This is a genomic window from Kribbella qitaiheensis, assembly GCF_042657745.1.
GTDB lineage: Bacteria > Actinomycetota > Actinomycetes > Propionibacteriales > Kribbellaceae > Kribbella > Kribbella qitaiheensis.
Genome location: NZ_JBHSKE010000006.1, coordinates 396,042 through 422,915 on the forward strand (window position 1 = coordinate 396,042; position 26,874 = coordinate 422,915).

The window sequence follows — 26,874 nt, forward strand, 5'->3', positions numbered from 1 at the left end:
GGTCTGATCAGCTCTCTGCTGGATCACCTAGGGTCCACACGGGCGGGTGTGGACTGTCGGCTTCTAGCTGTGCTTGAGCGCCCAGTCCAGGGCGTAGTCGGCCACCTCTTCCCAGCCCGGTACGCCGCCGGTGAAGTGGGGGCGGCCGGGGAACTCGTGGTAGTCGGTGGCCGCGTTGCTCTTGTAGCGCTGGTAGTTCTCCTTGGTCATCGCCGGTGGCACGGTGTGGTCCGCGCCGCCGGCGATGATCAGGAGCGGGGCCCGGGTGTCGTTCTTGAAGTTCACCTTGGTGACCGCGTTCGGGTTGAAGTTCGCGGTCGCCGCCTGGAAGAGCGGGCGCGCGGTCGACGGCACGTGGTACTCGTCGTAGAGAGCGTCCGAGTCCGCCTTGCTCAGCGTGTTCGTGAAGGCGTAGTGCCACTGCTCCTTGGTCAGGCCGACGGTCTTGTTGCGGTTCAGGGGGTTCGTCAGCGCCGGGGCCGACGCCTTGAGTGCCGACAGCGGCAGCCGGAGTACTCCCTTGATCGGCGCCGGGTCGATCGCCACCCCGGCCGCGCCGAGTCCCCGGTCGAGCAGCAACTGGACGATCGCGCCACCGAACGAATGGCCCATCAGGATTGGTGGCGTGTCGAGCTCGCGGACCTTGCGGTCGTAGCTGTCCACGATCTCGGTCAGTCCGAGGCCGTTCATCACCGACGGGTCCCGGCGCAGGGTCTCCAGGTCCGCGTTCATCCGCGGCCATTCGGGAGCGATGACGGTCTCGCCACGCTCGGTGAAACGAGTGATCCAGTGCTGCCAGGACAGCGAGGACAGCCAGAGACCGTGGATCAGGACGATGGTTGCGGGAGTGCCTTCAGTCATACGTGCTCCTCGGGTCGCCTCATGCTCGCAGGCGGTCCTGGCCGAAGCAATGGATTCGCCGATCTCTTGACCTCAAGCTCTCTTGAGGTATGAGAGTGACGGACATGACTCCTGATTCTCTGACCCGTCCCGTTGCCCTCGTCACCGGCGCCTCCGCCGGTCTCGGCCTCGCCCTCGCGCACGGTCTGGCCGACCGTGGCTGGGCGCTGATCATCGACGCCCGGGGCGCCGACGCACTGAAGGACGCGGCCGACGCACTGGCCGGCCGCACTGACGTCGTACCGCTCGCCGGTGACGTCACCGACCCCGACCACCGGGCCGACCTGGTCGACGCCGTGGGTGAGCTCGGCCGCCTCGATCTGCTGGTGAACAACGCCAGCTACCTCGGCCCGAGCCCCCTGCAACCGTTGGCCGCCGCCGAACTCGACCAACTCCGGCGCGTTTACGAGGTCGACGTGATAGCGCCGATCGCCCTGACCCAGGCGCTGGTGCCGGCGCTGACCGCGAACTCCGGCATCGTGCTCAACATCAGCTCCGACGCCGCGGTGGAGGCGTACGAGGGTTGGGGTGGCTACGGCTCGGCCAAGGCTGCCCTGGACCACGCGAGCGCAGTACTGGCGCAAGAACACCCCGCGCTGGCCGTCTACGCGGTCGACCCGGGTGACCTGCGGACGGCGATGCACCAGGCGGCCTTCCCGGGCGAGGACATCTCGGACCGCCCGGAGCCGGCCACCGTAGTACCGGCCTTCCTGCAGCTGCTCGACAGCCGGCCGGCCAGTGGTCGCTACCGGGCGGCGGAGTTCGCCCCGGCGGTGACCTCGTGAGAGTCCATCCCCACACCAGATTCACCTTGCCCGACGAGCTGAACGCGGCCGAGCCGCCGGAAGCGCGAGGGCTGGCCCGGGACCGGGTGAGGCTGCTGGTCGCGGAGGGGTCGACCGTCACGCATACCCGGTTCGACCGGCTCGGGGAGTACCTGCGGCCGGGAGACCTGTTGCTGGCGAACACCTCTGGCACGCTGCCGGCGGCGGTCGACGGTTCGTGGATCACCGGCGCGGGAGTAGCTCCGGTGGTCGTCCACTTCTCCACAGCGCTCGACGACGGCACCTGGGTGGTCGAGCTGCGCAGCGGCGGGTTGCCGATGTTCGGTGGCAGCGCTGGCGACCAGGTGGAGCTCCCCGAGGGCACGCTGACTTTGCTGGAGCCGTACGACCCCGGGAGCACCAGGCTCTGGCGTGCGAAGCCGCCTGCTGCTGACGTGGTCGCCTACCTGGGGCGCCACGGTCGCGCGATCACCTACAAGTACGTCGACCGCCAGTGGCCGCTCGCCCTCTATCAGACGGTGTTCGCGAACCAGCCGGGTTCGGCGGAGATGCCCAGCGCTGGAAGGCCGTTCAGCTTCGAGCTGGTGAGTCAGCTGGCCGCGTCCGGAGTACTGATCGCGCCGATCCTGCTGCACTGCGGGGTGTCGTCGCTGGAGAGCTACGAACCGCCCCTGCCCGAGCGGTACGACGTACCGGAGCACACCGCGCGCCTGGTGAACTGGGTGAAGGCCAACGGCGGCCGGGTGATCGCTGTCGGGACCACGGCGGTGCGGGCGATCGAGTCGGCCGCACGGCCCGACGGATCAGTCGCAGCCGCAGGTGGCTGGACGGACCTGGTGCTGGGGCCGGATCATCCCGCTGCCGTCGTGGACGGGCTGATCACGGGCATGCACGCGCCGGAGGCTTCCCACCTTCTCCTGCTGGAGTCGGTGGTCGGGGGCGACGTCGTACAGCACGCCTACGACGCCGCCCTCCGACGTGGTTACCTGTGGCACGAGTTCGGTGACAGCTGCCTGATGTTGCGGAGCTGACCGCAGCCGGTCAGACCTTCTCGTTCTCGGCCGCCGGCTGCTGTTCAGCAATCGCCTCAGAACTCACAACCTCAGGGATGGCGACCTCGGGGGCCGCCGGCTCACCCAGCGAGGTCACTGCGCTGAAGTCGGCCGGCGGTCCGATCAGCGGTGGTCCACCCTCGTTTCCGGGCCGGGCCCGCTTGTCGACCGCCCGCGGGCTCACCGCTGCCACCACCGATCCGGTCGGCGGCCGCCGACGGCCTGTGGATGAATCCGCACCACCATCGAAGTCAGAGCTCTGGTCATCGTGAATGTCCTTACCTGCAAGAGGTCCCCCGTTGGGACTTCCATCCGTTAAGACGATCCACAGGTACCCAACGTCATGTCCCCGGACCAGACCGAAGCAAAATTGTGGCCTAGGCCCGAATTGATTCGGTTTTCAACGGCCATCCAGCTGATGGGGTCCGAGGAAGTCGTCGGTGAGGAAATCCCTCGGGAAACCGAGCTCGAAGTCAGTCGCGGACTCCAGCCGTCCGACGGCCTCGCCGGGCAGTTCCAGCTCGAGCGCGGCGAGGTTGTCGGCCAGCTGGGCAGGTGAGCTCGCCCCGGCGAGTGGGTGAACCGCGCGCGAGTGCGCCCGAGTCCAGGCAAGCGCCACCTGAGCCGGCGTCGCGCCCAACTCCCGAGCCACCTCCTGTACTGCGGCCAGCACCTTGCGCTCGCGTTCATCGGCGGCGGTGTCGGCGGATCGGCCCAGCCTCCCGTGCGCGAGCGGAGCCCAGGCCGCCACAGTCAGGCCGAACGCCTCGGCCATCGGCAGGAGTTCCCGCTCGATGTCCCGCTGCAGCAGGCTGTACGGCACCTGCAGCCCGCCGAACTCCGTCCAGTCGTGCCACTGGGCCAGGGTGTTCGCCCGGGCGACGATCCACGACGGCGCGTCGGAGATCCCGGCGTACAGGATCTTGCCGGACCGGACCGCGTCGTCGAGGGCGCGCAGGGTCTCCTCGATCGGCGTGTGCCGGTCCCAGAAGTGCACCCAGTAGATGTCCAGGTGATCCGTCCGCAGCCGGCGCAGGCTGGACTCGAGGGCGAGCCGGAGGTTCTTCCGATGGTTGCCTGCGGCATTGATGTCGGAGGGGTCGCGGGGCAGCGAGTACTTCGAGGCGAGCACGAACCGGTCGCGCCGCCCGGCGAGCACCTCGCCGACGATGTCCTCGCTGCCGCCGTACGCGTCGGCCGTGTCGATCACGTTGCCGCCGGAGCCGGCGTACAGGTCGATGATCGGGCGGGCCTGGTCCACCGAGCCGAACCGCATGGCGCCGAGGAACAACTCGGAGACCCGCAGGCCGGTGCGGCCGAACAACCGGTAGCGCATCAGCGGCCGTACCCGTGCAGGAAGGCGTGCACGCCGGTGGTGACGGCCTCGGTGATCTCGTCGGTGGTCAAGGTTTCTCCTCGGTAGGAGGGGTTGGCGCCCGAGATGAGCAGGGAGAAGTGGAGTGCCGCCCGGAGCGGGTCGTCCACCTCGAGCAACCCGTCGGCGGCGAATGCGGCGAACCGGTCGGCCAGCGCGCGGCGTACGGCGAGGGGGCCGGTCTCCTGCCAGGACTGGATTGCCTCCTGCGGGATGTGTCCGGCTTCGGCGTTGACCTGCCGGACGAGAGCCGAGTGCTCGGCGTAGTCCGGCATCGGCGCCCGCCAGGCCAGGCCGAAGTCGACCAGGTCGGCCTCGAGGTCGGTGACCTTGCGCAGGTGCCGGTCGATGATCTCCAGTTGCGCGGCGGCGACCCGGGCGGCGCTGTGCTGGATCACCGCGCGGAACAGTCCGGTCTTGTCCTGGAAGTGGTTGTAGATGGTTCGGGTGGAGACGGCGGCCTCGGCTGCAATCACGTCGATGCTCGCCCGGGCGTAGCCGTCCCGCGCGAAGATCGTAAGCGCGCCGGTCAGCACCGCCTGCCGCTTGTCCATCGATCACCCCTTGCGCTCAAGGTACAACGGGCGTTGTACTGATTACAACGCCCGTTGTACTTTAACCTCGCAGAGGAAGTCATGTCCTTCACCGCAGCAGAACTCGCGTACCTGAAGTCCCAGCCGCTCGCGCGGATCGCCACCGTCGGCCCCCGACGGCCAGCCGGACGTCGTCCCGGTCGGCTTCGAGTACGACGGCGCCTACTTCTACGTGGGCGGCGTCGACCCCGCGAAGACCCGCAAGGTGCTCAATGTCCAGGCGGGTCACGACCAGGTCGCCCTCGTCATCGACGATCTGGTCTCCACCGATCCGTGGTCGCCGCGGTTCGTGCGGGTCTACGGCACCGCCGAGGTCGTCGAACGCAGCGGCATGTTCGGCCCGAGCGTCTACCTCCGGATCACCCCGACGACCAGTTGGAGTTGGCATCTCGACGGCCGGGCTGCCGACCACTCCGACGACGACTTCGCGCCCCGCCGTACGGTTCACACGGTCAGCGGCCGAGCAGACCAGGCAGCGTCGCGGCAGTGATGACCTCGGTCTGACGCGGGAAGACCTGCTCGGTCAGCACCCGATGGACTTCGGCGTTGGGATCGGCACAGCAGTCGGCCAGCACGTAGAGGCGGTAGTCCCGGTCCGCGGCGTCGCGCACGGTCGACAGCACCACGCCGCTGGTGGAGACGCCGGCGAGGATCAGGTTGTCGGTGGTGCGCGGGTTGAGCAGCTTCGCCAGGTTCGTGGTGCTGAAGGCGCCGACCCGGGTCTTGGTGACCACGATGTCGCCCGGCTCAGGGGCCAGTTCAGGGATGATCGCAGCCTCCGCGGATCCGTCGGCGAGGCGACCCGACCCGGCCAGCACGGCGAACGACTTGTTCAGCGGAGAGACCGCGTCGTAGTCCTGGGCGCCGAACGCGACCCGGACGTACGCGATCCGCACACCGGCCGATCTCGCTCGCCGGAGGACCTGCGCCGTACGCCGGACCAGTTCGTCCGGGTCAGCGAGATTGCTCACGATGCCCGTCTGGAAGTCCATCACCAGTAAGGCGGTCCGCGTCGGGTCGAGGGGCATGGTCATGCTTGGCTTCCTCCGGTGAGCGGGCGAACTGAGGTACGGATGACGATGTGGGTGCCCAGGAGTTGGCGCTCCCGGCCGGAACCGGGAGCCGGGCGTTCCACCGCGAGGCGAACGGCCGCCTTGCCCATCTCTTCGTGCGGCATGTGGACGGTGGTCAGCGGTGGCGAGAGCTCCTGCGCGACCGGGATGTTGTCGTAGCCGACCAGGGAGATGTCGTCGGGCACGCTGAGGCCCTTCTCCCGCAGGGCGGCGAGAGCACCCGACGCCATCACGTCGTTGTGCGCGAAGATCGCGGTGAACCGCAGGCCCTCCGACAACGCGCGCAGGCAGCCCTGGTAGCCGCCGCTGCGGTCGGCCGTGTTGGCGATCACCAGCGCGGGATCGATCGCAGTACCGAAGTCCTCATGGGCTTTGCGGTATCCCTCGACCCGGCCGATCGTCGTCGTCGATCGCTCAGGTCCGGTCAGCGTCAGGATCCGCCGGTGTCCCATCGACAGCAGGTGGCTCGTCACCGCGTAGGCCCCGCCGCGATTGTCGTACTCGACGACCAGAGCCGGTACGCCGGGCGCGAGCGGAGGCCGGCCGCAGAGCACCAGCTGGGAACCCCTGGCGTGCAAGGCGCGAGCGTGCTTCTCCATGCGGTGCTCGTACTCGTCGGTGAGCTCCACACCGCCGACCAGGATCACCGCCTCGACGTCGTCCTGCTCCTCGAGCCGGGCGAACACCTCCTCCTCGCGGCGCAGGTCACCACCGGTGATGTAGACCGCGCTGAGCCGGCCGTAATCACCGGCGGCCTCGGCGACGCCGGTGGCGACCAGGCTGCGCAGCGGCGACACCACGTCCGAGACGATCATCGCGATCGACGTCGCCGGGGCGGACCGCTTCGGCGCGCGGGAGGTGACGACGTACTGAAGTTCCTCGACGGCCTGGAGCACCTTCGCGCGCGTCGGCTCGGCGACCGGGTAGTCGCTGGTCAGCGCGCGGGAGGCGGTGGCGACCGAGACCTGGGCGCGCCGGGCGACGTCGCGCAGGGTTGGCCCGCGTCGCGTCGGTGCCCCCTCGATCTCAGCCATCAGTCCTTCTTACCTGATCCCGGTGAAAATTGCGTCGAGGTCGAACTCCTGCTCGCGCCCGTCCGGCCACGTCACCGTCGCGACCACGCCGTCCACGCTCGCGCTGACGGTGTCCTCCACCTCGACACCGCTCAGCGAAGCACTCGCCACATAGACGGTGTTCTCCTTCGAGGTCGTGCCGAGCAGCTCGGGCACGACCGCCCATTCGCCGTACGCGGTCCCGTAGGACGCGGACACCGAGCCGGCCGATTCCCAACCGTGCAAGCCGGACACATTCGACCGAAGTCCCCCGGCCTGTACGCCGACAGTCGTACCGGCGACGGCTTGTTCGAAGTCGGACGGGTGTGACCCCGCCACCGCCCAGCCCGCCAACCGCACCGGCAGCGCGGGCGGAACCCAGACCAGCCGGTGGATCCGTACCTCGAGCGCACCCTGCACCGCGGTGATGCTGTCGATCCGCGCCGACGGCAGCACCGGTCCACCGTCGGCCGTGTCGCTCCCCTCCCACGGCGAGAACCGGGGGAACCGCGGCGCGTGCCAGGACGCGAGCCAGTTGTCCCCCGCCGCGGTGTTGTGGATCCGGCGCCGCGCACTCCAGACCCGGCGGATCTTCACCTGCAGGTCGTTGTCCGACGGATCGTGCAGCGAGGTCGGCCCGGTCCGGGTCGAGTAGCCGAAGCGCGAGTAGAGCGGATCAGGCGCTCCCGCGTCCGCGGCGTCCGGCTTCAGGTGGTCGCTGCCGTGGTTGTGGACCCGCACGAGTCCATCAGCCGCCGTGTTCTGGATCAGCAGCCCCGCCGGCGCCACCGCACGCACGTAGTCGGCGCTGTCCGCGGGCAACTCCTCTTCGGCCGCCGTCCAGACCGGATGATCCGCTGGCAGCATCAGCGCCAGGAACCCCTTCGACGCCCAGTACGGCGAACCCGGGCCGGAGTACCGCTGGATGGTCGGCAGGTGCTCGCCGTGCCACCCGAGCGAGAGGACGCCGTGCTCCGTGATCGAGCCGCGTTCGACGAAGTAGCGCAGTCCCGCGGACAGGATGCGCCGCGACTGGCCGGGGCTCAGAGGGGTCTGGCTCGCCATTTCGCCGAGAGCCACCGCCGCCAGGGTCGCCGTACGGTAGGTCATGCTGCGGCCGTAGTACAGCGGTGAGCCGTCGCGGTCGAAGGTCTTCCCGAACGTCTCCAGGAACTCCTTCAGCCGTGGCCCGAGCTTCTCCTCGAGCGCCGTCAGGCCGCGGAGGTGCGCGTGCAGCACCGGGTAGAGGTGCATCGCCCAGCCGACGTAGTGGTCGAACGCGTCGCCCGCGCCGTCGCTGTACCAGCCCTCGCCGCGATACCAGCCCTCGATCAGCCCGAGGGCCCGCTCGATCACGTACTGGGTCTGCTCGTCCGCGCGGCCGACTCCTTCGAGGAAGCTCGCGATCGTGGCCGGGAAGAGGTACCAGTTGTTCGGCGATGGCTCCTGCTCGATCGTCGCTCGGAACCAGGCGGCCAGGCGGTCCTGCTCGTCGGGCGCGAGTCGTCCCCAGGTGTCGTCCTTTGTGAGGTGCAGGCTGAGCGCGATGCCGGCCGCCTCGACGTGCGGCTGCCCGGTCCGGCCGATGTGCCCGACCACCGGCCAGGACTCGTCGTCATCGGCACCGACCGTGCGGGTGCCCGCGACCAGGCCGTCGACGTACCTCTGCAGGTGGCCGTTCTTGTCCGAGCCACCCGCGTGCAGGAAGGCCGCCAGCAGGAAGGTGCGGGCGAAGCCTTCGAGCCCGTCGGTCGCCGGCCCTTGCTGGGACGGACGGCCCGGGAAGTTGATCCGTGCGCCCTGCGGGGACCGGTAGGCGTCGGCCGACTGCAGCAGGTGGTCGGCGACGGCGACCCAGTGGTCGCGGGTCAGCCCGGTGTACGGGCTCAGAGCGCGGTCCTCGTCGGGGAGTAACGAGCCCAGCGGTCCGGAAACCTGTAGCGGGGGCAGCACGGGTTGCATGGATTACCTTTCTTCGGCGGCGGAGATCCAGTTCCAGGTGGCGGGCAGGGCCTCGTCCAGCGGCGGCAGGTGCGGGTGCCACTTGAGCTCCCACTCCAACGAAAGCCAGTACTCCGTGCCCCGCAACGCCACCAGTAGTTGGTCGATCGGGTAGTCACCAGCACCGATCGGCACCGGCTTGTAGTCCTTGGCGGAGTCCTCGTCCTTGATCTGGACGAAGTCGATCCACGGCTTCAGCAGGTCGAGCGCCTCGGCCGGCGTCTCACCGTGGCTCCAGGTGTGCGCGCTGTCCCAGATGACCCTGGCGTTGTGCCCCGGGACCTCGCTGTCGAGCAACCCGCACAGCGCGGTCATCCTCCGGCCGGCCGAGTGCGAGTCGTGGGTCTCCAGCAGGATGGCGACCTCCCGCGGTGCAGTCGTGACCTGGTCGAGCGCGCGGATCTCGCCTGGCGTGGGCGAATCACCCGCCTCAGACGCCGTACCGGGGTCGTCGCCTGGGAAGACGCGGACGCCGCGAGCGCCCAGGTCGGCGGCGAGTTCGAGGTGCGCTTCGAGGGGTTGCTCCTCGACCGCACACAGCTTGACGTAACTGTTGATCGCGAGGATCTCCAGTCCGGCGTCCTCGATCCGGGAACGTAGGTCGCGGCGTTCCGGGGTGGTCAGACCGGTGTGGGTGAACTCGTCGTCCGCGGTGCGGAGCTCGAGGCCGGAGATATTGTTGCCTTGAGCAAGTTTCAGGACGTGGTCGAGAGATGCGCCGGGGCAACCCAGCGTGGAGAAGGCGAGTTTTGTCATCCCTTGATCCCTGAGGTAGCCATGCCCGCGATGAAGTACCGCTGGCCGAAGATGAACAGCAAGATCATCGGCAGCGTAGCGAGTGCGGACATCGCCATCAGGAACGGCCACTGCACACTGCTCGAGCCCTGCGCGAAGGTCGCGAGGCCGAACTGCAGCGGCCGCAGGTTCTCCGAGCTGGTCGCCACCAGGGGCCAGATGAAGCCGTTCCAGGCGGACTCGACGTTGAACAGCGTGATCGTGACGAACGCGGGCGCGGCCAGCGGCGCCATGATCCGGAAGAAGATCCCGATCTCGGAGACGCCGTCGACCCGGGCCGCGTCGGCCAGCTCGGCCGGCAGCGAGACGAAGAACTGCCGGGCCAGGAAGGTGAACAGCGGCGCTGAGACGAACGGCACGATCAGCGCCGCCCAGGTGTTCAGCCAGCCGGTGCCGCCGTTGCCGAGGATGTCGTTGCCCCCGGCCAGCGGGATCCGCCGGACCACCAGGAACAGCGGCACGATGAGCACCTGGAACGGCACGATCAGCAGCAGGATGAAGTAGTTCAGGATCCCCTTGCGGCCGCGGATCGGGAGTTGCGCGAGCGCGTAGCCGGCCGCCGTACAGAACAGCAGGACCGGGATGGTCTGGCCGACCACGACGATCAGGCTGTTGCGGAAGTACGTCGCGAACGGCGCCGCCTTCAGTGCGTTGACGTAGTTCATCCACTCGACGTGGTTCGGCAGCCAGGCGAAGCCGTTGACCTCGTTGAGCGTCTTGAACGACGTCAGGATCATCCACAGGAACGGCACCACCATCAGGAAACCGCCGACGGCCAGCACCACCATCAGGGCGGCTCTGCCCGGGGTCAGTCCCGGTCCGGTACGGCGGGCCGTGGCGCGGGCTGGAGTACGGGGTGCGGCGACGGTGCTCACAGGTCCTCCCGGTTGCGCATGCTCAGGCGGCCGACGCTGATCAGCAGGCCGACGAAGACCAGCATCACCACGGTCTCGGCGGAGGCGTAGCCGATGTGCAGCCGCTCGAACGCGTTGCTGAAGATGTCGAAGGTGAGCACGTTGGTGGCGTTCGCCGGGCCGCCACCGGTGGTCACGTAGATCAGGTCGAACACCTGGAACGAACTGGCGATCGAGGTGACGAGAATGAAGAAGTGCACCGGCGCGAGACCCGGCCAGGTGACATGCCAGAAGGTCTGCCACTTCGAGGCGCCGTCGAGTTTGGCCGCCTCGAGCAGATCCTGCGAGATGCTCTGCAGCGCGGCCAGGTAGATGATCATCTTGGCGCCGAGGCCCTGCCAGATGCCTACCACCATCAGCGCTGGCAGCGCGACGGACGGATCGGTCAGCCAGCCGGAGCGCGCGACGCCGAAGAAGGAGAGCACCTGGTTCCCGAGCCCGGCGGCCGGGTTGTAGATCCACAGCCACACCGCGGCGACCGCGACGGTCGAGGTGACCACCGGAATGTAGAAGAGGGTGCGGAACAACGCGCGGCCGGGGATCTTCTGGTTCAGGCCGATCGCGACGGCCAGGGACAGCGCCATCGCGACCGGGACCACCGCGACCGTGTAGAGCAGCGTGTTCTTCAGTGCCTTCAGGAAGTCCGCGTCCTGGAACAGGTCGAGGTAGTTCTTGATCCCGATCCAGTCGCCCTGCCCGGCCACCCGGGCGTTGGTGAAGCTCAGGTAGATCGCCATCAGGCCGGGGATCGCGATGAAGATCACTGAGTGGACCAGCGACGGCGCGAGCAGGATCCAGCCCGCCCGGGCCTTCGCCCGCTCCACTCCGTTGCGCCTCGGCCGGGCCGGCTCCGGAGTCACCAGAGCCGGCCGCTCGACGGTTTGCGCGGTCACTTGCGCGCCACGGTGTCGAGTTCCTTCAGCGCGTCGGCCGCGGACTTCTTGCCCAGGATCACCTCGTCGAGCGACGGGCCGAACTTGGCCCGGAAGTCGAGGAAGGTGGCGCCGCCGTACTCGAAGACCGCCTTGTCCAGGTTCTTCCAGGCGAACGAGCCGGCCGGGTTCGACTTCACGAACGCGGAGTCACCCGCGTCGCTGCTGATCGGCACCCCGACGTCGAGCTTGGAGATCGTCTCCTGCGACTTCTGGTCCTGCATCGCCTTGATGAACGCCAGCGCAGCCTGCGGGTACTTCGTGCCGTCGCCGACCGCCGCGACCCGGCCACCGACGTACATGACCTCCTTGCTGTCCTTCAGGTTGAAGTAGACGAGGTCCTTGCACTTGGCGCCGATGCCCTCGCCGGAGGTGCCGCAGTCGACGTACGGGCTGGCGAAGCCCATTGCGGCCTCGCCGGTGGTGACGAGGGCGGTCTTCGCGCTGTTCTGGTAGCCGTAGGTGGACGACTTGTCGACGCTCACCATCTGGTGGACCAGCTCGAGCGCGTCCGTGCCGCGAAGGTCGGCTGGCCGTCGGCGTCGAACATCTGGCCACCCTTGGCGCCCATGAAGGCGACGAACTGCTGGCGGTAGTTGCTCGCCGGGGCCCAGAAGTCGAAGCCGGTCCGGGTGAGCTGGCCCTTGGCGTCGCGCTTGGTCAGCTTCTTCGCGTCCTCGCGCAGTTCCGCCAGCGACTGCGGCGGCTTCGCCGGGTCGAGGCCGGCCTCGGTGAACGCGCTCTTGCTGTACGCGAGCAGCCGCGGATTCGCCACGATCGGCACGGCGTACAGGTCGTTGTCGAACTTCATCGGCGGGACGAACGCCGGGTAGACCGTCTTCTCCAGGTCCTCGGTCTTCACCCCCAGCTTGGTCAGGCTCTGGATCGCGCCGAGGTCGGCGAGCGGCTGGACCCAGCCGATGCCGGCGCTGACCACGTCGTAGTTGCTGCCGGCGGACAGCGCGGTGGAGATCTTCTGGTTCAGGTTGTCGTACGGGACGAAGTCGGGCTCGACCTTCATCTGCGGGTACGTCTTGTGGAAGATGTCCACGATGCCCTGGAAGACCGCCTGACCTTCGTTGTCCGCGGAGAAGTTCGGCACCACCACCCGCAGGGTCCCGGTCGCGGTCGCCGGATCCTGGCCCTCCTGGGCCGAGTCGCCGCCACCGCTGGAACAACCGGCCAATGCCGCCATCGCGACGGCCAGAACCGCTGCCCCCGCGGCCTTGAGTCCTCGCTGCATACCCTTCACCACTTCCTGTCCGCGGCCTCGTCGGCGGGCCGGTAAACGCTTCCCGCTACAGTAGGCATTTCTAGTATCGTTTCGCAATACCCGGCTAACACTATGGGAACGAGCTAGAAACACGATCAGCTGTTACTACTGGAAGGTCCGTCCATGATCGCTGTCTTCGTCGATCTGCCGCCCGTCCTGGAGACCGAGCTCTTCGGCTCCGAGCTCGAGCGGCGCCTGGCGCCACTGGCGCGGGTGGTGCGTCCGTCCGGTCCGCCTGGTCCGGACGAGCGGTTGGCGGCGGACGTGCTGATCACCGGTTGGGGGTCGCGGCCGTTGCCCGCCGATCCCGGCGAGCGGCTGAAACTCGTCGTCCACAGCGCGGGGACGATCCGCGGACTGGTCCCGCCCGGCCTGCTCGAGCGCGGGTTGCGGGTCAGCCAGGCGTCGGCCGGGATGGCTCAAGCGGTCGCAGAGCTTGCCGTGTACATGACGATCTCGCGGCTGCGGGATCTCGATCGGGTCGACCGAGTGATGACCGGCCGGCGCGACTGGGCCGGTGCCGGCTTCGGCCTCGGGCTGACCCTGGCGGAGACGACCGTGGGCGTGATCGGTGCGAGCCGTGTCGGGCGGGCCTACCTGAAGTTGGTGGTCGCGGCCGGCTCCGAGGTTCTGCTGCACGACCCCTATCTGGACGAGAGCGAAGCCAAAGAGCTCGGCGCTCGGCTCGTGCCGCTCGAGGTACTGCTGGCCCGGTCGACCGTCGTCGCTCTGCACGCGCCTGTCACCGCGGAGACCCGGCACATGATGGGCGCGGACGAGCTTGCGCTGATCCCGGACGGCGGCGTACTCGTCAACACCGCCCGGTCCGCGCTGGTCGACACCGAGGCGCTGCTGGCCGAACTGCGCACCGGGCGGTTGAGCGCGGCGATGGACGTGTTCGACTCCGAGCCGCTACCGGCCGACTCGGAGTGGTGGCAGCTCCCGAACGTGCTGCTCACCCCGCACCTCGGCGCGCAGACCTGGCACTCGCGGCGTACCCAGGGCTCGATAGTGGTCACGGAGATCCGCCGGTACTGCGCGGGGCTGGACCTGCAGCACGAGGTCTACCCCTCGACGTACGACCTGATGGCCTGACGTCTCGACGGGCCTGCTGGTTAGCCGGCCTGGGTCAGACCCAGCGACGGCGGGGGTGGGTCCGGGGTGCCGTGATCTCGGACTCGTCCTTCTCCGGCTCCGGGGCGGCCGGCTGGGCCGGAGCCTCGTAGGAGTACGGCGAGTTCTGCTGGTAGTCCGTGGCCGGCTGGTCCGAGTAGCTGGTGCCGTACTCCGGGGTGGAGTAGTCGGTGCTGTAGGACTCCTGCGTGTAGTTCGGGCTGTACGACGTGTCGTAGCTCTCGCTGTTGTAGTCCGACTCGGTGTACGAGCTCTGCTGCGACGAGTACGAGGAGTCGTACGTCGAGCTGTAGTTGTCGTATGTCGAAGGCTCCGAGGAGTACGACTCGTACGAGGACGGGCTGTAGTTGCTCTCCGGGGTGTACGTCGACTCGGGCGCCTGCGGCGTCTCCGGCTCGGAGTACTGGTACGACGTCGAGTAGTCCGAGGTGTACGACGACTCGTAGGTCGACGGGACCGCCGGGGCGTCGTACGCGGGGTACGTCGGCTCCGGGGCGTAGGTGGGCTCCGGCGTGTAGGACGGCTCGGGGCCGAACGACGGGACCGGCGGGAGCGGCTTCGACGGGGTCAGGAAGTCGTCCGGCTCGGAGATGGCCGGCGCCTGCTCGTAGTAGCTCGCGGAACTCGGCACCGCGGCCTGGACCGCGGACGGGCTGTCCACCGCGACCCGAGCGGCCCTGCGACCGGCGCGCGCAACGGGTGCGGGCTCAGGCTCGGGTGCGGGCTGCGGGGCCGGTGCGACCGGCTCGGCGGAGGACAAGTAGTCCGAGGAGTTGCTGTAGGACGACGAGTAGGACTCGGAGTACGAGCTGGCCCAGGACGGCTCCGACGGCTCGGCCGTGCGGGCCGCGGGCTGGTACGGGTCAGCGGTACGGGCTGCGGGCTGGTAGGCGTACGGGTCGGGCTGGACAGGCGGCGGCGGTGCGACGGTCTCGGCCTGCCAGCTCGGCAGCGGCGCGGACAGCAGGTCGTCGTTCGCCGGGGTGTACGGGTTGGCCGGGGTCGACCAGCTCGGGGTCTCGAGGCCGGCGGCCGACTGCCGGTAGGAGGGAGTCGCCTCCTCGACCTGGCCGGTGTCCTCGCGCCAGCTCTCGACCGGGCTGAACCGCTGTGTCGCCGGGCCGGCGTCCTGCGTGTCCTGCCAGGTCTCCACGACCGGAGCGAACGGGCTCCACTTCGGCGCCTCTTCAGCCGGCGGGTTCACCGGCCCACCGAACGACGAGCCGCCGGCGAGTTGAAGCTGACGCTCCCGTACGGGCGGCGCCGCGATCGGCTCGGAGATGACCTGCTGCTCCGAGGTGTCGTCGTCGGCCATCACCCGGCTGACGTGGTAGCTCGGCACCGCGGCGATCCTCGGCTCGCGCTGGTCCCACCACGGGATCCACTCGCGGGTGGTCTGCATGGTGGTGATCTTGCGGATCACCAGCGTCGCGCCGACCGCGGAGATCGCGGTCAGCACGAGGGACGCGGTACCGGCCAGGGCGATGCCGCGGAGCGACCCGACGGTCGCCTCCATCCACATCAGCGCCCGGCGGATCACCACGTCGAACACGAGAGCGCCGACCCAGGCCACCCACCACACGTTCGTGAGGACGGGCTTCCTGAGCCGGCGGAGGTCGTCGGCGTAGACGGGAGTCTTCGGATCGCTGGCCAGCCAGACGTCGTCGACTATCTGCTTGGGATACCAGAGGTTCGGCCCCGGGCAGAACCAGCTGGCCAGCACCCAGCCGTGGCTGCGGCGGTGGTCGGCCTGGCAGAAGACCTCGGAGTTGACCCGGGCCCGCCACAGCCAGATCACGAAGACCACGGCGGCGGCGACGGAGATGATGACGTTCGGGATCGAGGTGATCCGGGCGATGCTGTCGGCGCGATTCAGATCCGCGTCGTCGACGTTCGGTCCACCGGTCAGGTACGTGTGGACGACGCCGTAGGTGTTCCAGTCCGACCAGGTACAGAGCAGATGCGTGAGGGTCGAGGCTCCGAGGAGGCCGATGGCGATCCGGCCGACAGCGCCTACCTCCTGAAATTCTTCAGGCGAGTGTGGCTGCCACTCATCGTTTTCTTCAACAGCAGAAAGCACTGCTCGTTGCGGGTGGCTCACGTCGTGCGTCCCTCGCGTTGCTGGAACTCCGTCTGTTCGGCGTTTCGATCGAATCCTGCCCCCGCGTGACCGAGCCACATTGATACCACGAAGTAAGTACTCGTGTGGAGTCGATGCCAGCACGGAGGGTATCGACTTAACGCGGTCTTTTCGTACGCCCATCACCACTTGTAACGACGGACTCGACGGTCCGTGACGGTTTGGTTTACCGCGCAGGAGGTTGCCACGGTCCGTTCAGCGGGTGCTGAGCGGGGTCGCCGGCCCACCACGGGATCCACGGCCGGCGGATCTGCAGGTCGTTGATCCGCTGGACGAGGATCACTGCGAGTACGGCCGCGGCCGTCGTGCTGAGGGCGGAAATGCTGGACATCACAGCGTTCGTCCGGAGTTCGGAGAGTCGGGGTACCCCGTCCAGCACGCTGCGCTGGGCGATGTTGTCGAGCACCAGCCCGACCACCCAGGTCAGCCACCACGCCCAGACCAGCCGGGTGCCGGGAATGACTCGCAGCACTGGTGTCAACGGTGGCGTCCGGGAGTCACTGGCGGCGACGATGTCGTCCACCACCCACTTCGGGTACCAGAGGTTCACCACCGGGCAGATCCAGCTGCCGAGCACCCACCCCCGAGTGAAGCGGTGCTCGCCCTTGCAGAACATCTCCGCGTTCCAGCGGACCCGCCACAGCCAGACGATGAAGACCACCGCGGCGGCGAGGAGCGCGAGCGCCGCGACGATGCCGAGCGAGCCGGAGATCAGGTCGGCCTGGTCGAGCAGCCGCTCGTTCCGGGTCTCCTCGTACGTCTTGAGCGCGGCGTACGAGTGCCAGTCGGACCAGGCCGTGGCCCAGCCCATCACCGTGACCAGGCCGATCAGGATCGAGGCGGCCAGGCCCATCGCCTGCTCGGAACTGAACCAGCGGTCCAGCGGCGGCTGGGGTGGCCGGCTCGGCATCCGGTGGGAACCGCCTGACTGATGACCGGTCACGTACACCCCTCGTTACCAGGCCCGGTGCCAGGGATGAGCGACCGGACAAAATCCACCGTTGTAAGGCGGGGGGAATCACAAATAGCACAACCCGGCGTGATCGGGCGAGGACCTTGCGTGCCCGTCGTGGCGGGTGTCCTGCGCCCGACCCCATTCTGCCGCGCCCGGCACGGTCCGTGGAGGCGGAGAGGTGGTTCGCGGTGCGGAAAGTGTCGGTGCCAGGGCGGACAATCGATCCATGCGCTGGTCTGTGATCGATTCGTCCGTCGGTGACCTGTCCCTCGCCGTCGACGACGAGGGTCTCTGCCGCCTGCACTTCGGCGCGGTCGACGTCGGCCCGCAGGTCGAGCGGGACGACCTGCTGGCGGCTGCCCAGGAGCAGTTGAAGGCGTACTTCGCCGGTGAGCTCACCGAGTTCGACCTGCCGCTGTCGGTGCGCGGCGGGTCGGAGTTCGAGCGCGCGGTCTGGGCCCAGCTGCGCCGGATCCCCTACGGCGAGATGCAGACGTACGGCGAGGTGGCGAAGGCGGTCGGCGATCCGGGAGCGGCCCGGGCGGTCGGGGTGGCGTGCAACCACAACCCGATCGCGGTGATCGTGCCCTGCCACCGCGTCGTCGGCGCCGGCGGCAAGATGGTCGGCTTCGGCGGCGGCATCCCCACCAAACGCCACCTGCTGGAACTGGAAGCCAGGATCACCCTGGAAACCGCCTGGCTCTGACCGCGCCACCAGCCTCGGAACGCCCTCGAGAGATCCATCTCCAGGGCCGGTTGGTAAGGGGTGGATGAAGGTTTGGGGGCGAGGGGACCCGGGTGGCGGGAGTGCGCCTTCCGAGCGCTAATGTCGCGGTGTGCGATCACGCTGACACGTTCTGATCACATGTTTGATCGATAACCGCGCCATCCGACCCGACCGCCCCATCCGACTCCTCGATCAGCGCCGCCAGCTTCCAAGGGTTCGTCTCCGCAGCCCCGCCAGGTGGTCCGGCAACAGCGATCCGTCCGCCGCTGCCGTAGCCGCGCTGAACCCCGTACCGCCCCGACCCCTGCTCGGAGACGAACGAGATGACCCAGCCCCCGTCCAGCTCAGTGCCGAACCCGGACCTGAGCGAGTTGATGGACAAGAGTGCCGAGGAATGGTCGGCACCGGAGATCCAGAGCGCGGCCCGCTCGGCCCTGCAGGCGCACGCGCCCGACCGTGAGCCGCTGACCTGGATCAAGCGTTTCGGTGTGCTGCCCTGGCTGCACCGCAACGACGCCGTCTGCCGCGAGTGCGGCGGCACTTACCCCTGCATCACCCACCGCTACGCCACCCAACTTCTCTCCGCGGGCCGAATCCCCAACACCCGTCCGGAGAAGGACACCCCCGACTCCCCAGAAGCCTGACGACTCCAGCTGCGGCGCCCGCGTGATGCCGCGGCTGCCGACGCCTGCCGATGCAGCGGTGAATGACGGAGGCCGCGAACCCTGGATGGGGTCGCGGCCTTCGCCGTTGCGGGTCTTGCGGGACTGCCGGTCAGACCGTCAGCCCGGGATCAGGAGTCGGTGGGCTTGGAGTTGGTGGAGCTGGTGGACCGGCGCTGGGTCGAGGTGGCCTTCTTCGCGGTGCCGTCAGACGAGGACTTGGTCGTGTCGTCTTCCTTGGCCTCGGGCTTCGCGTCCTCGGGCTCCGCGTCCTCCGGCTTCGCGTCCTCGGTCTTGCCGTTGGACGAAACGGTCTCGTCCTTGGCCTCCGGCTTCGACGGTGTCTCGGTCGTGGCTCCGGCCGGCTTCTCGGCGGCGGGGCGCGACGTCGTACCGGCTGGGGCCGAGCTGTAGTCGCGGCCGCTGGTCGGGGTCGACTGCCAGGCCGGCTCCGGCGGGGTCAGCAGCTTCTTGACGGCCGCGGCGGCCAACGCCCCGAAGCCGAGGAAGAGCACGAAGTTGCGGAACTTGTGGCCCTTCTTCGGTACGTCGATCTCGCCCTTGAGTGCGGCCTTGGTGGCCTTGCCCCGGCGCGAGCTCTCCTCGATGACCGGCTCGGCAGCGGCTGCCAGCGCGGCCAGCGCGGCGGTCACCTTCGGCACCAGGTCGTCGTTGAGCCGCTCACGCGCCTTCTCGGCGGCGTGCTCGGTGGCGGGACCGACCTTGCTCAGCGCGTCGTCGATCACCGGCTGCGCCTTCTCGACCGCGGTCTGGGCGACGGCGGCGCCGCGCTCGACGGCCTTCTCCGCGTACGGCGACACCTTCTCCCGTGCGGTGCCCACTGCCGGCCCCAGGTGGTCGCGCACCTGGCCGGCCATTGGTCCGACCTTCTGCGTTGCCGACTCGGCATACGGCCGGACCCGATCCTTCGCGGTCTCGACCCGGCCTTTGGACTTCGACGAACCCACGGTTCCTCCTCGGTACCGCCCGCGTCGATGGGCGACTCTTGAGCCCATCGGCGGCATGGACGATCTGGTACGGCTCTGGACAAATCCGGCTGTCTCTGCATCGTACGACGTACCCAGCCGATAAACGGCGGCGACCGACCCTGAGATCACCCTTTGCTGTCGGCCGGGCCGGTCGATGACGGCTCTCCTTGAGGCCCGTGACAGGATCGATGCCGTAAGCCGTAACCGATGAGGAGTATCTCGTGGCCGAAGAACTGTTCGCGACGCTGGAGACGACGAAGGGTGATGTCGTCATCAAGCTGTTCCCCGATCAAGCGCCGAAGACCGTGCAGAACTTCGTCGGCCTGGCCGAGGGCACCAAGGAGTGGACCGACCCGACCACCGGTCAGCCCAGCACGGCGCGCTTCTACGACGGCCTCGGCTTCCACCGGGTGATCGACGGCTTCATGATCCAGGGCGGCTGCCCGCTCGGCACCGGTACCGGTTCGCCGGGCTACGCCTTCGACGACGAGATCCACCCGGAACTGCAGTTCGACCGCCCGTACCTGCTGGCGATGGCGAACGCGGGCATCCAGTTCGGCCGGGGCACCAACGGGTCGCAGTTCTTCGTCACCGTGGTCCCGACGCCGCACCTGAACCGCAAGCACACCATCTTCGGCGAGGTCGCCGACGAGGAGTCGAAGAAGGTCGTCGACGCGATCGCGACCGCCAAGACCGCGCCGGGCGACCGGCCGATCGAGCCGATCGTGATCAACAGCGTCAAGATCGAGCGCAAGACCGTCTGATCCACTTCGCGGGCCGGCCGCCGAGGCGGCCGGCCCGTACCCTTTCATGACTGGAGAGAGCCACGGCGTGACCGAGACCGTCTGCTACCGGCATCCGGATCGGCCGGCCGGCGTTCGCTGCCAGCGTTGCGACAAGCCCATCTGCCCGGCTTGTATGAACGATGCGTCCGTCGGCTTCCAGTGCCCGTCCTGTTTCAACGAGGGCGTGAAGTCGATCCCCCGCACCCGTACGTCGCTGGGCGGCGTGGCGCGCGGGAGCACACCGATCGTCACCTTCACCATGCTCGCCCTGAACGTGCTGGTGTTCATCGTCGTGCGGACCAGCGGCCCTCAGGTCGTCAACGACCTCGTGCTGGTCCCGGCACTGGTGGACACCGAGCCGTGGCGGCTGCTCACGTCGGCCTACACCCACGTGCAGATCTTCCACATCTTCTCGAACCTCTTCATGCTCTACGTGGTCGGTCCGCCGCTCGAGCAGATGCTCGGCCGGCTCCGGTTCACCGTGCTCTACCTGCTGTCCGCGGTCGGCGGCAGCGTCGCGGTCTGGCTCCTCGGCTCGCCCTTCAGCGCCACGCTCGGCGCGTCCGGCGCGGTGCTCGGCCTGGTCGGCGCGCTGCTGGTGATCAGCCGGGCGCGCGGTCTCGACGTCACCTGGATCATCGCCTACGTGGCGATCACCGCGGTGATCTCGTTCACCATCCCGAACATCTCCTGGGAAGGTCACCTCGGCGGCTTCGTCACCGGCGCGGCCGTCGCCTGGATCTTCCTCCAGGACACCAAGCGCCGCCGCAGCAAAGCCCGCACCTGACCCACGCCATCGGGGAACCCTCCGGAAAACGGGGACATCGGGCCGCACTCGTCTTGTACTACGGGGTGCCGGTCAGGTAGCGGGTGATCGTGGGGCCGAGCCAGGCGACTGCTTCTTCGCGGGAGAGGTTCGCGACGGGCGGTAGAGCCAGGACGTACCGGCAGAGCGCGAAGCCGAGTGCCTGGGTCGCGACCAGCCCGGCCCTCGTCGCCACGTCGACCGAGCTCGCTCTGTCCGCATCGGCGGCCGACGCGGTCGAGGTGGACAGTTTTGCGATCGTCGGGCCTAGTTGGGCGGCGAAGAGTTCGCGCATCCGGTCGGCGGCCACCTCGTTGGTGACGCTGGCCCGGAGTAGTGCCTTCAGGGATTCGTCGCCCTCCCAGCGGTCCAGGAAATGGCTGGTCAGCGCCGCGCCGAGCTCCTCGCGGGGCAGCGCACTGAGATCAGGCAGCCGCAGGTCGAACTCAGCGGCCGCGGCGAAGAGCTTCTCCTTGTTGCCGAAGTAGCGCATCACCATCGCCGGGTCGATCGCCGCGTCCGCCGCGATCGCCCGGATCGTCGCGCGCTCGTACCCGTCGGCCGCGAACCGCTCCCGGGCCGCCGTCAGGATCGCCGCCCGGGTCCGGTCCGAACGCCGCCCCCCGGCGGGCTCCGCTGCTGTCTCGGTCATGCCCCCACCGTAGGTCAACAGGTGTTGACTTGGCCAGCGGGGCGACTTACAGTCGAAGTCAACAAGCGTTGGCCAACACGTGTTGACCTCGCAGGAAGGAGATTCTGATGAGTGGGATTCCGGAACGGGCCGAGGTCGTCGTCGTAGGGGCCGGGCCGGTGGGGCTGACGGTGGCAGCCTCGCTGGTGGGTCGCGGGCACGAGGTCGTGGTGGTCGACCGGCTGGCGGCTGGAGCGAACACCTCGCGGGCGTGCGTCATCCATCCGCGGACGTTGGAGATGCTCGAGCAGGTTGGCGTCGCCCAGCGGCTCACCGAGCTCGGCATCCATGCCGAGCGGTTCGACATCCGCGACGGCGACCGCACCTTGGTTCCCGTGCGGTTCGACCAACTGCCGACCAACTACCGCTACGTGTTAATGCTCCCGCAGTACCTGACCGAGCAGGTGCTCCTCGAACGCCTCGAGGAGCTCGGCGGCTCGGTGCACCGTCCGTACTCCGCTGTCGGGGTGACCCAGACTGCCGACGGAGCCGAGGTCACTCTCGACAGCGGTGACACCATCAAGGCGCAGTACGTCGTGGCCGCCGACGGGATGAACAGCAAGATCCGCGATCTGGCCGGCCTCGGGTACGACCACAAGGACGCTCTCGCGCTGAACTTCACGTTGGTCGACGTCCGAGTGGACAGTGGTCTGCCGACAGACCAGGTGCTGCTGTACTTCTCCGCTCCCGGCATGCTCGTCGTCGCCCCGCTGCCCGACGGCTCCTTCCGGCTCGTCGCGGAGGTCGAGGAGGCGCCGGAACACCCGGACCTCGCGTACGCCCAGCAGCTCCTCGATGTCCGCGGTCCGCAGAGCAAGCGCGCGGCGGTGACCGAAGTGGTCTGGGGATCGCGATTCCGGATCCACGAGCGGGTCGCCGATCGCTACCGGGACCGGCGGATCGTGCTGGCCGGCGACGCGGCCCATACACACAGCCCGGCGGGCGGCCAGGGCATGAACCTCGGCCTGCGCGATGCGGTCGCACTCGGAGACGCCCTCTCCGAGGCGCTCAAGAATGGTGACGAGAAGCTGCTCGACGAGTACGCGACCGTCAGCCGCGCCGAGGCCGTCCGGGTGGTCTCCTTCGCCCACCGGCTGACCCGGCTGGCCACTGCCCCCGCGGGCATCCGGCGGATCCGCAACATCGGCCTCCACCTGCTGTCGCACCTGCCGGCGTTCCGTCGCGGTCTCTCGAAGCAGCTCTCGGCCATCCACCGCTGAGGGACCTCGCTAGCCGCTGGTGGATTCCCTGATCTGCAAGGTGTAGGGGACGGTGAGGTCGCGGCGGTCGGCCTCACCATTTCCGGCGATCCGGTCCAGCAGTACGCCGACCGCGTTCTCCGCGAGCCACTCCTTGTCCGGCGAGATCGTTGTCAGCGACGGCGAGTGGTACCGGCCGTCCTCGATGTCGTCGAAGCCCACCACCGCGACATCGCCCGGCACGGACAACCTCGCGTCCGCGAGAGTCCGCAGCGCACCGAGCGCGAGCAGATCGTTGAAGCAGAACACGGCGTCGGGTGGCTCCGGCAACGCCAGCAACTCACGCATCGAGGCGGCGCCGTCGTCGCGGTGATACCCCGTACCGGCCAGCTCCAGCGCGGGGTCATGCTCGAGTCCCGCGGCCTTCAGCGCCTTGCGATATCCCTTGCGCCGTACGGTTCCCGTACCGGCACCGCCGCCGACACCGATCGCGGCGATCCGGCGCCGGCCGATCGAGATCAGGTGCGTGGTCGCGTCGAACGAGGCCTGCACCGAGTCGACCGCGACGTGGTCGAAGTGACCGCCCGCGTGCCGTTCGCCCAGCAGGACCAGGGGTTTCGCCGTGTCGGCCAGGCCGATCTTCGCGGGCGCGGTGGTGATCGGCGAGAAGATGATGCCGTCGATCAACTGGCCGCGCATGCCGTCCAGGACGAGCTTCTCGGCCGCGGCCTCCCCCTCGGTCTGGTCGATCAGCACGGTGATGCCGCGCCGTTTGGCGGCCCGGCTGATCGCCGCGCCCAGCTCCGCGAAGTACGGCGAGGCCATCTCCGGGATGGCCAGCGCGATGAAGTCGGAGCGGCCCTTGCGCAGTGAGCGGGCGCTGACGTTCGGCGTGTAGTCGAGCGCAGCGATCGCCGCTTCGACCTTGGCCCGGGTCTGCGAGGTGATGTGCGGGTAGTCGTTGATGACGTTGGACACCGTCTTCACCGAGACGCCGGCCCGCGCCGCCACGTCGCTCAGTCTGGTCGCCATCCGAACTCCCCTCCACCCGTTCTGTCGCCGAGTGTGTCATGCCGATCCCGGTGGGTGGCTCGGTCACAGCACGGCGACAAGACCACCTGGGTCAATGGTCACCCCTTTACAAGCGATGTCAATCGTTGTAGAAATCCGGGTTAATCGTTGTAAAGATCTCCTGGAGGATCTCAGTGGCACGTCTCGCGGTCGATCCCGCCTTCGTGGTCGGTGCGTTGGACCGGCGCCTGTTCGGCTCCTTCGTCGAGCACATGGGCCGCTGCGTCTACACCGGCATCTACGAGCCGGGGCACGCGTCGGCCGACCCGGACGGCTTCCGCCAGGACGTGCTCGACCTGGTCCGGGAACTGGGAGTCACCGCGGTCCGCTACCCCGGCGGCAACTTCGTCTCGAACTACGACTGGGAGGACGGCGTCGGCCCGAAGGAGGACCGGCCCCGCAAGCTCGACCTCGCCTGGCGTGCGATCGAGCCCAACCAGTTCGGCACCGACGAGTTCGTCGCCTGGTCCCGCAAGGCCGGTGTCGAGCCGATCTGGGCGGTCAACCTGGGCACCCGTGGCATCCGGGAGGCCGTCGAGCTGCTCGAGTACTGCAATGTCCCGGGCGGCACCGAACTGCCCGACCGCCGCGTGGCCAACGGCTCGACCGAGCCGCACGCGATCAAGGTGTGGTGCCTGGGCAACGAGATGGACGGTCCCTGGCAGATCGGCCACAAGACCGCCGAGGAGTACGCCCGGCTCGCCGAGGAGACCGCGAATGCGATGCGCCGGGTCGACCCGGGCATCGAGTTCGTCGCCTGCGGCTCGAGCAACCGGCACATGCCGACCTTCGGCGACTGGGAGCGCACCGTCCTCGAGCGCACCTACGACCTGGTCGACCACATCTCGCTGCACGCGTACTACGAGCCGATCGGCGGCGACCAGGCCAGCTTCCTCGCGGCCGCCGAGGAGATGGACCGCTTCATCAGCTCGGTGGTCGCCACCGCGGACCACGTCAAGGCGATCAAGCGCAGCGACAAGGAGATCACCTTGTCGTTCGACGAGTGGAACGTCTGGTACCAGCAGCGCTTCCCCGGTGAGCTCGGCCTCGACATCCGCGAGGTGAGCCCGCTGATCGAGGACACCTACACCGTCGACGACGCGGTGGTGGTCGGCAGCCTGCTGATCACTCTGCTCCGGCACGCCGACCGGGTGAAGATCGCCTGCCTGGCGCAACTGGTGAACGTGATCGGCCCGATCCGCACCGACCCCGGCGGCTCCGCCTGGCGGCAGACGATCTTCCACCCGTTCGCGCTCACCGCGAAGCACGCCGGCTCGACCGTACTGCGGACCGAGATCGCCGGGCCCGAGGTGGACACCCCGGCCTATGGGCGGATCCCCGCGCTCTGGAGCACAGCGACGTACGAGGAGAGCACCGGCGAGGTGGTGATCTTCGTGGTCAACCGGAGCGAGACCGACAAGGTCGACCTGGAGGTTCCCGTGCAGCCGGGTCTCCAGGTGATCGAGCACGTCGCGCTGTACGACGACGACCGGAGTGCGGTGAACACCGCCGAAGACCCCGACCGGGTGGTCCCTCGCGGGATCGACGGCACCGAGGTCACCAACGACATCTGCACGGCCACGTTGCCCCCTGCTTCGTGGCACATGATCAGGCTCTCTCCTGGAGGTACACGGTGAACACCATCAACCGGCGACTAGTGCTGGGCGGGATCGGCGCACTCGGCGCGGCAGGCGTCCTGGTCGGTTGCGGCGAGGGCTCGGCCGGCAAGCCGGGCGCGGCGCCCGCGACCGGCGACGGCGGCGCGAAGGGCTACGACGGTCCGAACGTCGAGCTCGACTTCTGGAACGGCTTCACCGGCGGTGACGGCCCGTACATGCGCAAGATCGTCGACCAGTTCAACTCCGAGAACCCGAACATCAAGGTCAAGATGACCGTGATGCAGTGGGCCGACTACTACACCAAGCTGCCCACCGCGGTGAGCAGCGGACGCGGTCCCGCGGTCGCGATCATGCACGTCGACTCGCTCGCCACCAACGCCGCGCGCAACGTGATCGAGCCGCTGGACGATGTGGCGAAGGCGCTCGAGCTCAAGCAGGAGGACTTCTCCGACGTCGTCTGGAAGGCCGGCGAGTACAACGGCAAGCGGTACGGCATCCCGCTGGACGTGCACCCGCTGGGCTTCTTCTACAACAAGGCAGTGATGACGAAGGCCGGCCTCGACCCGGCGAAGCCCCCGACGAACGCCGACGAGTACGCCGCCGCACTGGACGCTTTCAAGAGCAAGGGCATTCAGGGCCACTGGGCGACGCCGTTCCCGTTCACGGGCGTGCTCAGCGTGCAGGCGCTGCTCTGGCAGTTCGGCGGCGAACTGTTCAACTCGGACTCCTCCAAGGCGACCTGGCACGAGGAGGGCGGCGTCAAGGCGCTGTCCTGGTTCAGCGACCTGGTGAAGAACGGGCACAGCCCGAAGAACGTCGCCCAGGACGCGGACAACATCGCCGTGATGAACGGCAAGAACGCCTTCGTCTGGAACGGCATCTGGAACATCAACACGTTCAAGGAGAAGAAGGGCCTGGAGTGGGGCGTGGCCCCGCTGCCCAACATCGGCGGCACCAAGGCCGCCTGGGCCGGCTCGCACCAGTTCGTGTTGCCGAAGCTGAAGACGCCGGACCAGAACAAGTCGACCGCGGCCCGGGTGTTCGTGAACTACGTCAGCCAGAAGTCGCTGGAGTGGGCCAAGGGCGGTCAGGTGCCGGCCCGCAAGCAGGTCCGGGAGTCCGCCGAGTTCAAGGCGCTGCCGGAGCAGGCCGCGCTGGCCACCCAGATCGACGACCTGCACTTCCCGCCGCCGGTGCCCGGCATCGGTGACGCGCTGGCCGAGCTGAACAAGGCCGTCAACGAGGCCGTGCTGTTGAAGGTCGAGCCCGCCAAGGCGCTGTCCGACGCGTCCGCCCGGGCGGACAAGATCCTGGAGGCCAACCGCAAGAAGTACGGGGCCTGACCGTGGCGG

27 protein-coding genes and 1 pseudogene are annotated in these 26,874 nt (G+C 68.6%); 11 read left to right on the plus strand and 17 right to left on the minus strand.

From position 1 onward, the window contains the following. Positions 1-63: 63 nt before the first annotated feature. A complete protein-coding gene (locus ACFPJ1_RS06345; RefSeq protein WP_380101950.1) occupies positions 64-861 on the minus strand; it encodes an alpha/beta hydrolase in 798 nt (265 codons plus the stop codon). Between the two features lie 104 nt (positions 862-965). Between ACFPJ1_RS06345 and ACFPJ1_RS06350 the strand changes: the two genes are divergently transcribed. Together ACFPJ1_RS06350 and ACFPJ1_RS06355 are read left to right on the plus strand one after the other, a co-directional pair. Beyond that, entirely contained in the window at positions 966-1,685 is a 720-nt protein-coding gene (locus ACFPJ1_RS06350; RefSeq protein WP_380101952.1) for an SDR family NAD(P)-dependent oxidoreductase, read from the plus strand. Continuing rightward, entirely contained in the window at positions 1,682-2,716 is a 1,035-nt protein-coding gene (locus ACFPJ1_RS06355) for an S-adenosylmethionine:tRNA ribosyltransferase-isomerase (protein WP_380101954.1), read from the plus strand. Before ACFPJ1_RS06350 ends, ACFPJ1_RS06355 begins: the two co-directional genes overlap by 4 nt. Positions 2,717-2,726: 10 nt before the next feature. Here the strand turns inward: ACFPJ1_RS06355 and ACFPJ1_RS06360 are convergent, their stop codons facing one another. The 3 genes from ACFPJ1_RS06360 to ACFPJ1_RS06370 form a co-directional block, all read right to left on the minus strand. Beyond that, positions 2,727-2,921: a hypothetical protein gene (locus ACFPJ1_RS06360; RefSeq protein WP_380101956.1), complete on the minus strand. Its 195-nt coding sequence runs from the start codon at positions 2,919-2,921 to the stop codon at positions 2,727-2,729. A gap of 216 nt (positions 2,922-3,137) precedes the next feature. Continuing rightward, the gene (locus ACFPJ1_RS06365; RefSeq protein ID WP_380101959.1) at positions 3,138-4,073 is read right to left on the minus strand and encodes an aldo/keto reductase; all 936 of its coding nucleotides are present in this window, start codon (positions 4,071-4,073) and stop codon (positions 3,138-3,140) included. Further along, positions 4,073-4,666 carry a TetR/AcrR family transcriptional regulator gene (locus ACFPJ1_RS06370; RefSeq protein ID WP_380101961.1) on the minus strand — a complete coding sequence of 198 codons (594 nt, stop codon included), beginning with the start codon at positions 4,664-4,666 and terminating at the stop codon, positions 4,073-4,075. Before ACFPJ1_RS06370 ends, ACFPJ1_RS06365 begins: the two co-directional genes overlap by 1 nt. A gap of 208 nt (positions 4,667-4,874) precedes the next feature. Between ACFPJ1_RS06370 and ACFPJ1_RS06375 the strand changes: the two are divergent. Further along, positions 4,875-5,195: pseudogene (locus ACFPJ1_RS06375) on the plus strand (PPOX class F420-dependent oxidoreductase); the annotation flags it as partial. Here the strand turns inward: ACFPJ1_RS06375 and ACFPJ1_RS06380 are convergent. The 8 genes from ACFPJ1_RS06380 to ACFPJ1_RS06415 are packed head-to-tail and all read right to left on the minus strand — an operon-like array spanning position 5,158 to position 12,715. Continuing rightward, on the minus strand, positions 5,158-5,739 hold the full coding sequence (locus ACFPJ1_RS06380) for a cysteine hydrolase family protein (protein WP_380101963.1): 582 nt from the start codon (positions 5,737-5,739) through the stop codon (positions 5,158-5,160). The pseudogene ACFPJ1_RS06375 and the gene ACFPJ1_RS06380 overlap by 38 nt on opposite strands. Continuing rightward, positions 5,736-6,812, minus strand: a complete 1,077-nt coding sequence (locus ACFPJ1_RS06385) for a LacI family DNA-binding transcriptional regulator (RefSeq protein WP_380101965.1) — start codon at positions 6,810-6,812, stop codon at positions 5,736-5,738. Before ACFPJ1_RS06385 ends, ACFPJ1_RS06380 begins: the two co-directional genes overlap by 4 nt. Positions 6,813-6,821: 9 nt before the next feature. Next, positions 6,822-8,792: a DUF2264 domain-containing protein gene (locus ACFPJ1_RS06390; protein WP_380101967.1), complete on the minus strand. Its 1,971-nt coding sequence runs from the start codon at positions 8,790-8,792 to the stop codon at positions 6,822-6,824. Positions 8,793-8,795: 3 nt separating this feature from the next. Next, positions 8,796-9,587, minus strand: coding sequence for a sugar phosphate isomerase/epimerase family protein (locus ACFPJ1_RS06395; RefSeq protein WP_380101969.1), 792 nt, complete (start codon positions 9,585-9,587; stop codon positions 8,796-8,798). Next, complete coding sequence (locus ACFPJ1_RS06400; protein ID WP_380101971.1) at positions 9,584-10,501, minus strand: carbohydrate ABC transporter permease; 918 nt, start codon at positions 10,499-10,501, stop codon at positions 9,584-9,586. Before ACFPJ1_RS06400 ends, ACFPJ1_RS06395 begins: the two co-directional genes overlap by 4 nt. Then, a complete protein-coding gene (locus tag ACFPJ1_RS06405; protein ID WP_380101973.1) occupies positions 10,498-11,433 on the minus strand; it encodes a carbohydrate ABC transporter permease in 936 nt (311 codons plus the stop codon). The genes ACFPJ1_RS06400 and ACFPJ1_RS06405 overlap by 4 nt, the downstream gene beginning before the upstream one ends. Next, positions 11,430-11,960, minus strand: coding sequence for an extracellular solute-binding protein (locus tag ACFPJ1_RS06410; RefSeq protein ID WP_380101975.1), 531 nt, complete (start codon positions 11,958-11,960; stop codon positions 11,430-11,432). Before ACFPJ1_RS06410 ends, ACFPJ1_RS06405 begins: the two co-directional genes overlap by 4 nt. Then, the gene (locus tag ACFPJ1_RS06415) at positions 11,954-12,715 is read right to left on the minus strand and encodes an extracellular solute-binding protein (protein ID WP_380101977.1); all 762 of its coding nucleotides are present in this window, start codon (positions 12,713-12,715) and stop codon (positions 11,954-11,956) included. The genes ACFPJ1_RS06410 and ACFPJ1_RS06415 overlap by 7 nt, the downstream gene beginning before the upstream one ends. Before the next feature lie 153 nt (positions 12,716-12,868). Between ACFPJ1_RS06415 and ACFPJ1_RS06420 the strand changes: the two genes are divergently transcribed. After that, a complete protein-coding gene (locus ACFPJ1_RS06420) occupies positions 12,869-13,840 on the plus strand; it encodes a hydroxyacid dehydrogenase (protein WP_380101979.1) in 972 nt (323 codons plus the stop codon). 34 nt (positions 13,841-13,874) lie between these two features. Here the strand turns inward: ACFPJ1_RS06420 and ACFPJ1_RS06425 are convergent, their stop codons facing one another. Both ACFPJ1_RS06425 and ACFPJ1_RS06430 read right to left on the minus strand, forming a co-directional pair. Beyond that, positions 13,875-15,959, minus strand: coding sequence for a DUF4328 domain-containing protein (locus tag ACFPJ1_RS06425; RefSeq protein WP_380101981.1), 2,085 nt, complete (start codon positions 15,957-15,959; stop codon positions 13,875-13,877). A 226-nt stretch (positions 15,960-16,185) separates the two neighbouring features. Continuing rightward, positions 16,186-16,962 carry a DUF4328 domain-containing protein gene (locus tag ACFPJ1_RS06430; protein ID WP_380101983.1) on the minus strand — a complete coding sequence of 259 codons (777 nt, stop codon included), beginning with the start codon at positions 16,960-16,962 and terminating at the stop codon, positions 16,186-16,188. A gap of 238 nt (positions 16,963-17,200) precedes the next feature. Here ACFPJ1_RS06430 and ACFPJ1_RS06435 point away from each other — a divergent pair, with 238 nt between their 5' ends. Beyond that, positions 17,201-17,680 (plus strand): methylated-DNA--[protein]-cysteine S-methyltransferase, encoded by a 480-nt coding sequence (locus ACFPJ1_RS06435; protein WP_380101985.1) that lies wholly within the window; start codon positions 17,201-17,203, stop codon positions 17,678-17,680. Positions 17,681-18,024: 344 nt separating this feature from the next. After that, positions 18,025-18,345 (plus strand): hypothetical protein, encoded by a 321-nt coding sequence (locus tag ACFPJ1_RS06440; RefSeq protein WP_380101987.1) that lies wholly within the window; start codon positions 18,025-18,027, stop codon positions 18,343-18,345. 149 nt (positions 18,346-18,494) lie between these two features. Here ACFPJ1_RS06440 and ACFPJ1_RS06445 read toward each other — a convergent pair whose 3' ends face one another. Continuing rightward, a complete protein-coding gene (locus tag ACFPJ1_RS06445) occupies positions 18,495-19,331 on the minus strand; it encodes a hypothetical protein (RefSeq protein ID WP_380101989.1) in 837 nt (278 codons plus the stop codon). Positions 19,332-19,573: 242 nt separating this feature from the next. Between ACFPJ1_RS06445 and ACFPJ1_RS06450 the strand changes: the two genes are divergently transcribed. After that, on the plus strand, positions 19,574-20,116 hold the full coding sequence (locus ACFPJ1_RS06450) for a peptidylprolyl isomerase (RefSeq protein ID WP_380101991.1): 543 nt from the start codon (positions 19,574-19,576) through the stop codon (positions 20,114-20,116). Between the two features lie 46 nt (positions 20,117-20,162). Further along, positions 20,163-20,924 (plus strand): rhomboid family intramembrane serine protease, encoded by a 762-nt coding sequence (locus ACFPJ1_RS06455; RefSeq protein ID WP_380101993.1) that lies wholly within the window; start codon positions 20,163-20,165, stop codon positions 20,922-20,924. Between the two features lie 58 nt (positions 20,925-20,982). On the opposite strand, the gene ACFPJ1_RS06460 is transcribed toward ACFPJ1_RS06455, so the two are convergent. Continuing rightward, complete coding sequence (locus ACFPJ1_RS06460) at positions 20,983-21,594, minus strand: TetR/AcrR family transcriptional regulator (RefSeq protein WP_380101995.1); 612 nt, start codon at positions 21,592-21,594, stop codon at positions 20,983-20,985. 107 nt (positions 21,595-21,701) lie between these two features. Here ACFPJ1_RS06460 and ACFPJ1_RS06465 point away from each other — a divergent pair, with 107 nt between their 5' ends. After that, entirely contained in the window at positions 21,702-22,853 is a 1,152-nt protein-coding gene (locus ACFPJ1_RS06465) for an FAD-dependent oxidoreductase (RefSeq protein ID WP_380101997.1), read from the plus strand. 9 nt (positions 22,854-22,862) lie between these two features. Here the strand turns inward: ACFPJ1_RS06465 and ACFPJ1_RS06470 are convergent, their stop codons facing one another. Continuing rightward, positions 22,863-23,864, minus strand: coding sequence for a LacI family DNA-binding transcriptional regulator (locus ACFPJ1_RS06470; protein ID WP_380101999.1), 1,002 nt, complete (start codon positions 23,862-23,864; stop codon positions 22,863-22,865). A gap of 173 nt (positions 23,865-24,037) precedes the next feature. Here ACFPJ1_RS06470 and arfA point away from each other — a divergent pair, with 173 nt between their 5' ends. Both arfA and ACFPJ1_RS06480 read left to right on the plus strand, forming a co-directional pair. Continuing rightward, positions 24,038-25,540 carry an arabinosylfuranosidase ArfA gene (arfA, locus tag ACFPJ1_RS06475; RefSeq protein ID WP_380102001.1) on the plus strand — a complete coding sequence of 501 codons (1,503 nt, stop codon included), beginning with the start codon at positions 24,038-24,040 and terminating at the stop codon, positions 25,538-25,540. Next, the gene (locus ACFPJ1_RS06480) at positions 25,537-26,865 is read left to right on the plus strand and encodes an ABC transporter substrate-binding protein (protein ID WP_380102003.1); all 1,329 of its coding nucleotides are present in this window, start codon (positions 25,537-25,539) and stop codon (positions 26,863-26,865) included. The genes arfA and ACFPJ1_RS06480 overlap by 4 nt, the downstream gene beginning before the upstream one ends. Positions 26,866-26,874: the final 9 nt, after the last annotated feature.

What these genes read in the sequence shown, in the direction of transcription:
- ACFPJ1_RS06365 (WP_380101959.1), bottom strand. Translation starts at nt 4,073, where the DNA reads ATGCGCTACCGGTTGTTCGGCCGCACCGGCCTGCGGGTCTCCGAGTTG.
- ACFPJ1_RS06415 (WP_380101977.1), bottom strand. Translation starts at nt 12,715, where the DNA reads ATGCAGCGAGGACTCAAGGCCGCGGGGGCAGCGGTTCTGGCCGTCGCG.
- ACFPJ1_RS06440 (WP_380101987.1), top strand. Translation starts at nt 18,025, where the DNA reads ATGACCCAGCCCCCGTCCAGCTCAGTGCCGAACCCGGACCTGAGCGAG.
- ACFPJ1_RS06465 (WP_380101997.1), top strand. Translation starts at nt 21,702, where the DNA reads ATGAGTGGGATTCCGGAACGGGCCGAGGTCGTCGTCGTAGGGGCCGGG.
- ACFPJ1_RS06395 (WP_380101969.1), bottom strand. Translation starts at nt 9,587, where the DNA reads ATGACAAAACTCGCCTTCTCCACGCTGGGTTGCCCCGGCGCATCTCTC.
- ACFPJ1_RS06350 (WP_380101952.1), top strand. Translation starts at nt 966, where the DNA reads ATGACTCCTGATTCTCTGACCCGTCCCGTTGCCCTCGTCACCGGCGCC.
- ACFPJ1_RS06460 (WP_380101995.1), bottom strand. Translation starts at nt 21,594, where the DNA reads ATGACCGAGACAGCAGCGGAGCCCGCCGGGGGGCGGCGTTCGGACCGG.
- ACFPJ1_RS06410 (WP_380101975.1), bottom strand. Translation starts at nt 11,960, where the DNA reads ATGGTGAGCGTCGACAAGTCGTCCACCTACGGCTACCAGAACAGCGCG.
- ACFPJ1_RS06370 (WP_380101961.1), bottom strand. Translation starts at nt 4,666, where the DNA reads ATGGACAAGCGGCAGGCGGTGCTGACCGGCGCGCTTACGATCTTCGCG.
- ACFPJ1_RS06470 (WP_380101999.1), bottom strand. Translation starts at nt 23,864, where the DNA reads ATGGCGACCAGACTGAGCGACGTGGCGGCGCGGGCCGGCGTCTCGGTG.
- ACFPJ1_RS06390 (WP_380101967.1), bottom strand. Translation starts at nt 8,792, where the DNA reads ATGCAACCCGTGCTGCCCCCGCTACAGGTTTCCGGACCGCTGGGCTCG.
- ACFPJ1_RS06345 (WP_380101950.1), bottom strand. Translation starts at nt 861, where the DNA reads ATGACTGAAGGCACTCCCGCAACCATCGTCCTGATCCACGGTCTCTGG.
- ACFPJ1_RS06380 (WP_380101963.1), bottom strand. Translation starts at nt 5,739, where the DNA reads ATGACCATGCCCCTCGACCCGACGCGGACCGCCTTACTGGTGATGGAC.
- ACFPJ1_RS06385 (WP_380101965.1), bottom strand. Translation starts at nt 6,812, where the DNA reads ATGGCTGAGATCGAGGGGGCACCGACGCGACGCGGGCCAACCCTGCGC.
- ACFPJ1_RS06455 (WP_380101993.1), top strand. Translation starts at nt 20,163, where the DNA reads ATGACTGGAGAGAGCCACGGCGTGACCGAGACCGTCTGCTACCGGCAT.
- ACFPJ1_RS06420 (WP_380101979.1), top strand. Translation starts at nt 12,869, where the DNA reads ATGATCGCTGTCTTCGTCGATCTGCCGCCCGTCCTGGAGACCGAGCTC.
- ACFPJ1_RS06435 (WP_380101985.1), top strand. Translation starts at nt 17,201, where the DNA reads ATGCGCTGGTCTGTGATCGATTCGTCCGTCGGTGACCTGTCCCTCGCC.